Below are 9,331 nucleotides of genomic sequence, written 5' to 3' on the forward strand. Positions count from 1 at the left end.
CGACGGCCCCGACCCGAGCACCTGAGTAACCACCATGCCCGCCTTCCGCTTCGAAGCCCTGGACGCCACCGGCAAGACCGTCAACGGACTGGTCGATGCCGACAACCCCAAGGCCGCGCGCGCCCAGCTGCGCACCCAGCACATGGTGCCGCTCAGGGTGGCGCCCGTGCAGGTGGCCGAGAGCGAGCAGAGCACCTCGACCAAGCTGTTCGCGCGGCGGGTGTTCAACTCTTCCGAGCTGGCCGTTTGGACGCGCCAGCTCTCGGGCCTGGTGGTGGCGGGTTTGCCGCTGGAGCGGGCGCTCACAGCGCTCGCCGATGAAGCCGAAGACCCGCGCCAGCGCGAGCTCGTGGCACACCTGCGTGCCGAGGTCAACGCCGGCTCGCCCTTTGCCCGCGCTTTGCTGGGCTCGCCCCGCGAGTTCGACGAGGTGTACTGCGGCGTGGTGGCCGCCGGTGAGCAAAGTGGCCAGCTTGGCGGCGTGCTCGACAAACTCGCCAACGACCTGGAAGAGCAGCAGGCGCTCAAGTCCAAGCTGATTGGCGCCACGCTGTACCCGGCCATCGTGTCGCTGTTCGCCGTGGTCATCGTGGTGGCCCTGCTGGTGTTCGTGGTGCCCCAGGTGGCGCAGGTGTTCTCCAGCAGCAAACGGGCGCTGCCTTTCCTGACGCAGTTCATGCTGGGCCTGAGCGCCTTCATGCGCAACTGGGGCTGGCTGCTGATGCTGGCCATCGTCGGCGGGGGCACCGGTTTGCTGGTGGCGCTGCGCGACGAGGGCTTCCGTCAAAAGTTCGACGCCTTCTGGCTGGAGTTGCCCATCATCGGACGGCTTTCTCGGGGCTACAACGCTGCGCGCTTTGCCGGCACGCTGGCCATGCTGGCGGGCTCGGGTGTGCCCATCCTCAAGGCCCTGCAGGCGGCGGCCGAGACGCTCTCCAACCGCGCCATGCGCGCCGACGCGATGGACGCGCTGGTGCAGGTGCGCGAAGGCGCGCCCCTGGCCTCGGCCATCGCGGCCAAGAAGCGTTTCCCGGGCCTGCTGTCGATGTTCGCCCGCTTGGGCGAGCAGACCGGCCAGTTGCCGTTGATGCTGCAGCGCGCCGCGGTGCAGCTCTCGGGCGAGGTGCAGCGCCGTGCGCTGGCGATTGCCACGGTGCTCGAACCCCTGCTCATCGTCGTGATGGGCCTGGTGGTCATGCTCATCGTGATGTCGGTGATGCTGCCGATCATGCAGATGAACACCTGGGTGAAGTGATTTCTGAAAGCGTTGTTGATTGAAGCGCGAAGGGTGGACTGTGATTGAGTCCTGATCCTTTTGCCGCAATTTGCATTCGTTTTCAAATTACCCCCGTCCTGGGGAGCTTTGTGCTGAGGCAGCAGCCATAGACTGGCCTCCACTCAAATCAAAACCTCAGGGACCATGAATTTGCCAAGCCTGTCGGACCTGGCCGGGCTGCTGTCTGCGTGGGCGCAAGACACCCGGCTGCACGCGCTGGCGGCCACGCATGCCGAGCAGCCCCTGCCCGCTGACTTGATGGTCGAGCGCTTCGAGCTGCACGAAGCCGTCTCCCAGCCCTTCGAGCTGTGCATCCACGTCCTCACGCTTGACACCCACGTCGCCCTCAAAGACCTCTACGCGCGCCCTGTCACGCTGACCACGCGCCTGTCCGATGGCAGCGAGGTCTCGCGCAGCGGCGTGGTCACCGAAGCGCGCTCGCTGCAGTCCGACGGCGGCTTTGCCCGCAAGGCCCTGCTGCTGCAGCCCTGGATCGCCCTGCTCGAGCACGCCCTGTGCAGCAGGGTGTGGCAGGACGCATCGGTCATCCAGATCGTCGAAGACGTCTTTGCCGACCACCCGCAGCTGGCCGCCTGGCACTGGGACACGGGCGTGGCCGAGCACGTCGCCCAAGGGCTGTTTGCCCGCAACGGTGGCCAGCGCTCGTATTGCGTCCAGCACCGCGAGAGCGACCTCGATTTCGTCCAGCGGCTGCTCACAGAAGAAGGCATCGCCTGGCGCGTGGAAGAACACCCTGATGCACCCATGGGCCACCGCGTGGTGTTCTTCGTGCAAAGCGCCCAGCAACCCGAAGACCCGACCAGCGTGCACAGCCTGGGTGGGCGGGGCATCCGCTTCCATGGCCACACCAGCCAGGAAGAGCAAGACAGCATCACGGCCCTGGCTGCGAGGCGCGAGCTGCGCCCCACCCAACTGGTGCTGCAAGGCTGGGACCACAAGGCCAACCAGGCCATCGTGGCCGAGGTGCCCACCGCCGCCCAGTGGGGCCCTGACGAAGCCTTGACCCTCAACGACTGGCTGCACAGCTACGACCCCACGGGCGACTTCGTGTGCGGCAACCACGCCGAGGCCACCTTCCTGGCCACCCTGCTTCAGCAGGCCCACGAAGCGCGCCACAAGAGCTGGTTTGGGCGCGGCAGCGTGCGCACCTTGCGCGCGGGCACCTGGGCTGGCGTCACGCAGTCCACCGTGGGACTGATGTCAGGGCTGGCGTCCAGCACCACATCGGGTGCGAAGTGGGGTGCCTCAGCCGGCGTCACAGACCAAACAGGCGCACCCCACGAACTCTTCTTCACCCAGGTGCACGCCGTCGGCATCAACAACCTGCCCAAAGACATCCAGGCCCTGATCGACGCCAGCCTGCCGCACCCCAAGGGCCGCTTCGCCCGCCCGCGCTGGCCCATGCTCGAGCGCCCACCCGGCTTTGACCCCGAGGGCACCCACTCGATCCACCAAGAACTCAACACCGAGCCCCTGCACACCCACGCCGAGCGCACCGGCTTTGCCTGCCAGTTCCAGGCCGTTCGCCGCGACGTGCCCTGGCGCCCCGTGCTCATGGACGACACCGGCCTGCGCCCCCGCCCACGCCCGACCGCGCTGGGCCCGCAAACGGCCATCGTGGTGGGCCCCGATGGCAGCGAACACCCCAGCGGCGCCCACGAGCTGCACACCGACAAGATGGGCCGCGTGAAGGTGCGCTTCCACTGGCAAAGCATCGACTCGCCGCAAAGACGCCAAAGCGACCACAGCTGCTGGCTGCGCGTGGTCCAGCGCCTGTCGGGCCCGGGCATGGGCCACCAGTTCATCCCGCGCATCGGGCAGGAGGTGCTCGTCACCTTCCTGGGCAACGACATCGATCGCCCGGTGGTCATGGCCGCGCTCTACAACGGCCAGGGCGAATCGGGCATCGCGCCCACGCCCGGTGGCCAAGCCGCCCAGGGCTCGCAGACCGACCAGAGTGCGCTGGCCCAGTCCACCGACCACACGCCCGCCTCGCAAGGCAACCTGATCGGCTCGGGCGCAGGCGGCCACAGCCCCGCCTGGCACGGCGCGGCCAGCGCAGCGGCCAGCCCAGGCGCACAAGGCCAGGCCAACGCAGCTGCGCTGAGCGGCATCAAGAGCAAGGAGTTCGGCGGCAGCGGCCACAACCAACTGGTGTGGGACGACACGCCCGAGCAGTTGCGCACCCAGTTGCACACCACCCAGGCGCAGACCTGGCTGCAAATGGGCCACCTGCTGCACCAGGCCGACAACCACCGGGGCAGCTTCCGGGGCCTGGGCTTTGAGTTGCGATCGGATGCCTGGGGCGGTGTGCGAGCCGCACGTGGCGTGATGCTCAGCACCTTCAGCCTGCGCAATGGCCTGGGTCAGACCGCCGAGCCCGCAGGCGACAACGCTGCCGGCATCGCTCTCGCGCGCCAGATGCAGCAGTTGGCCGAGACGTTCAACCAGGCGGCCACCACCCACCAGACAGTGGGCCTGGCCACGGCCGCTGGCAGCCGCGCCGCCCGGCAAAGCACACTCGACGACACCCTCGCACCAGCGGCCGCCCTCACCAAGAGCCTGATGGGCACCGTCAGCACCACGAGCCTGCCCAACGCCATCGCCGACGCGGCAGACAAGGCCACCGGCGCGGCAGCCGACAAGCTGCCCCACATGGCCGACCCCAACATCGCGCTGGTCGGCAAAGCGGGCATCGGCCTCACCGCAGGCCAGGACTGGCACCTCAGCAGCCAGGACACCACCCAGATCGCCAGCGGGCAACACACCCATTGGGCCGTGGGCGGGCAGGTGCGCGTGCACACGGCGCAAGGCATCGGCGTGCTGGCAGGGGCGATTCAGCCGGGCACGGAAGCCGCTGGCAAGGGCATCACGCTGATCGCCGCGCAAGGGCCGATCGACATGCAGGCGCAAGCTGGGCCCGCTCAAGTCGCGGCCAAGCAGACGCTGGAGCTCAAGACGGCCAGTGGGGTGGTCAACATCGCGGCGGCCAAGCGCGTGGTGCTGTCGGTAGCAGGCGGCGCGAGCATCACGATCGAGGGCGGGCAGTTCACGGCGCAGTGCCCGGGCAAGATCACGGTCAAGGCGGGGCAGAAGTCGATGGTGGGGCCTGGTACCTCTCCATGGGTCATGCCAGCGATGCCCGTGTCCGCATTGAAAACGCGAAAGCCGAACTTCGACATCGTCCTCAAAGACATGCCTGGCTCACTGGGCATACCGCTGATTCACACAGATTGGAAGATCGTCGTGGCCAAGCTGGCCACGCCTGCTCGGCTGATCAACTTGAAGAGCAGTTGGCAACGCGTCATTGCAGCCGGGGAAACCAACGACAGGGGGCGCATGTCATTGGATGCGCTCACCAACCTGAAAGTCCTCGCGGCCCAGAAGCGTTACCCCGGAAGGTTGTATTTGCTCTACCCCGGTCAAGCCATCCCTGTCGAGATGTTCGAGTTGGATGGAGGCAGTGCGGACAAGCTCAGCGCGTCGCATGCTTTGGACGCCCTGAACATCACGAACAGCCGCAACGCATCGGTGGACGAACTTCAAGCGGCAGGGGATTGGCCTGCGGTGTCGACAGATCTCCAAGCAAAGAGCTTTCAGCAATTGCTGGATCAAACAATCAAAGGGAAGAACTGAATGTCCAACGTTCGGAATGCGGTGGAGCTTCAAAGCCACTTTCTGGATCTTGGTTTGTCCATCGAGTTGCCCGAGCAAAAGGGTGGCGCGTCCGAACCCGGCAACCATGTGGCGATTTTGTTGGACAAGGGAGAAGGTAGCCCCGGCCGGGATGCAGTGAGCACGCCCACTGGATTTGCGCGTGACCCGGCTCGCTTGGCGCCGCCAAGGCAAGGCAACGCAGCCCAGTTCTTCATCACGGGCGAGAAGTACTACGAGGCGGTATACAAGGCCATCTCCGAGGCACGAGAGCACGTGTGGATTGCCGGATGGCAAGTGGCCTGGGATGTGGAGTTGAAGAATTTCGGATCTGGCAGAACTCGGTTGATCGACGTCATCAAGGCGCTGGACCCCAAGAAGGTTGACATTCGCTTCATGATCTTCGGCACCAAGTTCGACGTGCCGCCCATCGATGACGTGCACGTGGCCAAAACGCTCCGGGCACTGGGGTGCAAGGTGTTCCTCGCCAAGGGCGAGTCTGACTTTTCAGAGCGCATCTACAGCTATTTCTCGCATCACCAGAAGTGCGTGATCATCGACGGCAAGGTTGCCTTTCTAGGCGGGCTGGACCTGACCCACGGGCGCCGCGATGATCACACCTTCCCGGTGGTGATTGACCCCCAGAAGCGCCGCATCAACGAGATGTACAACGCGTGCGTGCCCCACACACGCGAGATGAACGAGGATGAGTTGAGGTGGGTCGCGCAAGGCACGCAGCCGGGAGGCGCTCGCGAGCCCTATGACAACGCGGCTAAATGGGTGCTTGATCACCGCGATCGGCCTCGTCAGCCTTGGCAAGACGTGCACCTGCAGATTGAGGGCCCTGCAGTTTTCGATGTCGTGACGAACTTTGTCAGGCGCTGGAACGGTTTGACCGAGCTTCCACCGAAGGCCTATTGGGAGAATGACAGCACGCCACCCCAGGTGACTGGGGAGAAGCCCATCCAGCATGTTGGCAGCACACACATCAGTCAGTACCTTCCAGAGAAAATTCCGTCTGCATCGCAGCCTGGCGTAACCGTTCAGATTCTCCGCTCGGCCAGCGCAGACCAGAACCGACGCGAGCAGCGCTACTCAAGCATCGTGCCTGAGGCCATGCGGGGCAAGCGAACCGGTGCAGCGCAGGTCGACATCCAGGAAGCCATGCTCTGGGCGATTGAGGGCGCACAGCATTTCATCTACATCGAAAATCAATACTTCATCTCGAAGTATGGTGCAGAGCAGGTGATCGATGCCAACGGCGTGCCCATCAAGAACCCACCGCTGAGTGAGGAGTTGAGGCGTGCGAATGAAAGTTTTGCGCAAGAGCAGGGTTGGCTTAACACCAAGGCCTTTTACGGCACACAGACCCATCAAGTTGAAGAGGTGAGCAATCTCATCGTGCAAGCACTTGGCGGGCGCATCGCGAAGGCCATCCGAGAAGACAAGCCTTTTCACGTCTACCTCATGATTCCCTTGCATTCGGAAGGATTGCTCAACAGCCCCATGATCATGGGTGTGATGCACCTCACCATGCAAACGCTCACCTTCGGGACGCACAGCCTGATCAACTTGATCAAGAGGGCGTTGGTCGAGAAGGAGTATGTGTCAAGGGGGCAAAACATTGACAACATTCCCCCTGCGATTGTTCGTCAGCGCATTTGGGAAGTCCCCGAGGAGGATTGGTCCAGATACCTCACCGTGCTCCACGGACGCAACTTTGGCCAGATTCCTGGAGGACCGATGGTGAGCGAGCAAATCTACGTTCACAGTAAGTGTTTGGTGGCAGACGACAACGTGGCCATCATCGGCAGCGCCAACATCAACGACCGAAGCTTGATGGGCGACCGAGACTCTGAAATTGCAGCCATGGTGGTTGATTCGGCCTCGATGCAAGCCACTCTGAATGGCGTGAAGCCATCCATGGTTCGTGGGTTTGCACGAGAACTTAGAAGATCGCTGTGGAAGAAGCATCTGGGACTATTGGAGACACTGCCGCCTGGTGGGGTAGAGCCGGCCGATGTGCCAGACTCGGTGGTGGAAGCGCCAGCGGCCGAGGGAACAATCCGCGCGATTCAGCGCTTGGCAAACGCAAATAGCCGCGCATATGAAGCTGTTCTGCAATGGGTGCCTAAGAATGCAGATCGATCCCGGGCATCACTTGAAACGTCGAGTGGGCAAATGGGTTCTAGCATCTGGCCTGGTTGGAAATCCAGTGACGACGACACCCGCCAGCCGTGGTCCAAGCGTTTCGTTTATCCGCCCGGCGAAGCTATGTCTCGGCTGACTGGAAGGGTCAAGGGTTTCTGGTGCAGCTACCCCTACATGTGGACGCAGGGTCAAAATAACTACGACCGACGCATCGCCTTGGAACTCCTCTCGAACGTCAAGCCCTCAGAGGCAAACACACTTGTCAAGAAAAATGACCAAGATAGCAACGCTGCTGCTGGCTAGCCTGTTGGCCCTGATTGGCTGTGGCACCAGCGTCGGCGTACCCGCGGCGTCGCCCGATGACGTGCAAGCTGCGAAAGCCACGTCACTCTATTACCAGGGCTATGCCTTGGTCGGCATGGGACTCACGTCGGTGATCGATGCCGAGAAGGTCTATGCAGAGCAAATCGAAGCGGGCTGGACGCTGATCGATCAGGCCGCCAAGCTGGGCGATGTCAAAGCTCTACGAGCCATGGGTGTGCGTTGGTTGCAAAAGGGTGGCGCGAAGATGGCTCGCCGTTACCTTGAGCAGGCGGTGGCTGCCGGAAGTGTCGCTGCGAAGTACGACTTGGCTTCCATGACCTCTGGCTTGAACGACGGTGTGTCCAGTGAACTGCTTCATGCGCAAGGCAAGGCTGTGAATGAGCGCGCCAATCGGCTGCTGCAGGAGTCGGCTGAGGGTGGCTACCCCCCCGCCATCCGGGCATGGTGCGCGCAGAACATCCCGCGCGATCCCTATGACCCGTTTTCGCCGGTTGTGACCAAGTGTCGCGAGTGGATGGAAGTGGCGGCGGCGCAGGGAGATTGGCAAGGTTGGTCTCAGGCGACGACAGCGCAGATCAAAAATTCGATGGTCGTTGCTCAGGCATATGGGGGGGGGTTAAGGCTTGTCAGAGGAGGATTCTCTGGCGCGACTTTGGATGGGCTTGAGGCAGATTTACCTCAGGAGCATCCGTTTGAGCGATGCACCAAATTCCTCGGCCAAAACCCCTCTCGCTTTCTGTTCATCTTCAACGAGCAGTTGTGCGTGCCGCCCAGGGCCAGCTTCCCCAAATGGCGAGGCGTTGGCAAGCAGTTCAAGGCTCCCGAGTCTTCGCGAGAGTCGCAAGAGTGGTACGAGCAGGGCCTGAATAAGCTCGCCGCTCAGGAGTACAAGGAAGGCGGAGCTTTGCTCAAGCGAGCTGCAGAGGCGGGGCACACAGGGGCCATGATCAATTGGGCCTTGATTCAGTACAGCCTCGACCGCATCTTTTACGACAACGTGATCGACAAGACCGATACGTGGCACACCGCGTGGAGGTGGATGACGCGAGCGAGCAATGCGGGTGACCTTCGTGCTCGTTACTTTCTATCCGCCTTCAAAGATTCTGGCGTTTACGAACCTTTGCGCGAGGTCATGGGTAAGCGTCGCATGGGTCTGCTCGTCGAGGGCAACCGCCTCGAAGCTGAACGCAACGAGCAAGATGTTGCAGAAGCCGGCTTGCCGCGAGCTCAATACCTGCACGGTTGGCAACTGATTCGCGACGAGCGTGGCCCAGAGGGTTGGGCCTGGTTGAAGAAGGCCTACGCCAATGGCGAGCGCCTCGCAGGCTTTGACCTGTACCGCATCGCGCGCTACATCTGGAAAGACAACGCGCAGGCCATTGCGTATTTGCAAAGCACGGCCGAAGAGGGTGAGCTGGCTTCGGTGCAGCTGCTGTCCTGGGTGCACGGTCGAGGCGAGCTTGGGCAGGCGGTCAATCAGGCCAAGTCGGAGTGCTATGCCAAGGTCCTTGAACAACACGCAAGCTTGGACTGGGAAGAGCGGCAGGACTTGGCTTTGCCTGGACTGATCAAGCGTTGTAATGGCGTGAAGTGATGCACTGCTTGTTGGGCGTGCGAAAAGTTGGTGGTCCTTTTTTCAGGACACCAGTAACAGCAGCTGCTCCGCTGTTGTTGTCGCTCTCGATGCTGCCCGGCTGCGGTATCCCTATGGCGTGCGCAAGAACAGGTGCGGGCGTGTTGAACGATTCACCTTTGGTGAAAGTTGATCTGGGGCCTGTCAGAAATTTTGTGTTCGGGGCATAGCATGACGACCAGGAGCATGTATGCCAAGCAAACCGAAGGCGGCCAAGCCTGTGCTGCCGACCATTCCCCAAGAGATTTTGGACCAGTTCGCCAATGGGCCGA

The 9,331-nt window shown here is 62.8% G+C and carries 5 protein-coding genes; 4 read left to right on the top strand and 1 reads right to left on the bottom strand.

What is annotated here, in order from left to right; translation table 11 throughout:
• The first annotated feature begins 34 nt into the window (after positions 1–34).
• The 4 genes from gspF (at position 35) to ABG80_RS17825 (ending at position 9,020) form a co-directional block, all read left to right on the top strand.
• Positions 35–1,255 (top strand): type II secretion system inner membrane protein GspF, encoded by a 1,221-nt coding sequence (gene gspF / locus ABG80_RS17810; protein ID WP_058088952.1) that lies wholly within the window; start codon positions 35–37, stop codon positions 1,253–1,255.
• A gap of 165 nt (positions 1,256–1,420) precedes the next feature.
• Entirely contained in the window at positions 1,421–4,933 is a 3,513-nt protein-coding gene (locus ABG80_RS17815) for a type VI secretion system Vgr family protein (RefSeq protein ID WP_058088953.1), read from the top strand.
• Positions 4,934–7,405, top strand: coding sequence for a phospholipase D-like domain-containing protein (locus tag ABG80_RS17820; protein ID WP_058088954.1), 2,472 nt, complete (start codon positions 4,934–4,936; stop codon positions 7,403–7,405). It begins immediately after the preceding gene.
• Positions 7,374–9,020 (top strand): SEL1-like repeat protein, encoded by a 1,647-nt coding sequence (locus tag ABG80_RS17825; RefSeq protein WP_058088955.1) that lies wholly within the window; start codon positions 7,374–7,376, stop codon positions 9,018–9,020. Before ABG80_RS17820 ends, ABG80_RS17825 begins: the two co-directional genes overlap by 32 nt.
• On the opposite strand, the gene ABG80_RS23605 is transcribed toward ABG80_RS17825, so the two are convergent.
• A partial coding sequence (locus ABG80_RS23605; protein WP_235513931.1) for a hypothetical protein occupies positions 8,995–9,331 on the bottom strand: 337 nt, incomplete at its 5' end. The two genes, ABG80_RS17825 and ABG80_RS23605, sit on opposite strands and share 26 nt — an antisense overlap.

The sequence above is a fragment of the Aquabacterium parvum genome, from assembly GCF_001447195.1.
In the GTDB taxonomy this organism is placed as follows: Bacteria; Pseudomonadota; Gammaproteobacteria; order Burkholderiales; family Burkholderiaceae_C; genus Aquabacterium; species Aquabacterium parvum.

Excerpts from the sequence above, each read along its gene's own strand:
- gspF (WP_058088952.1), top strand. The coding sequence starts at position 35 with ATGCCCGCCTTCCGCTTCGAAGCCCTGGACGCCACCGGCAAGACCGTC.
- ABG80_RS17815 (WP_058088953.1), top strand. The coding sequence starts at position 1,421 with ATGAATTTGCCAAGCCTGTCGGACCTGGCCGGGCTGCTGTCTGCGTGG.
- ABG80_RS17820 (WP_058088954.1), top strand. The coding sequence starts at position 4,934 with ATGTCCAACGTTCGGAATGCGGTGGAGCTTCAAAGCCACTTTCTGGAT.
- ABG80_RS17825 (WP_058088955.1), top strand. The coding sequence starts at position 7,374 with ATGACCAAGATAGCAACGCTGCTGCTGGCTAGCCTGTTGGCCCTGATT.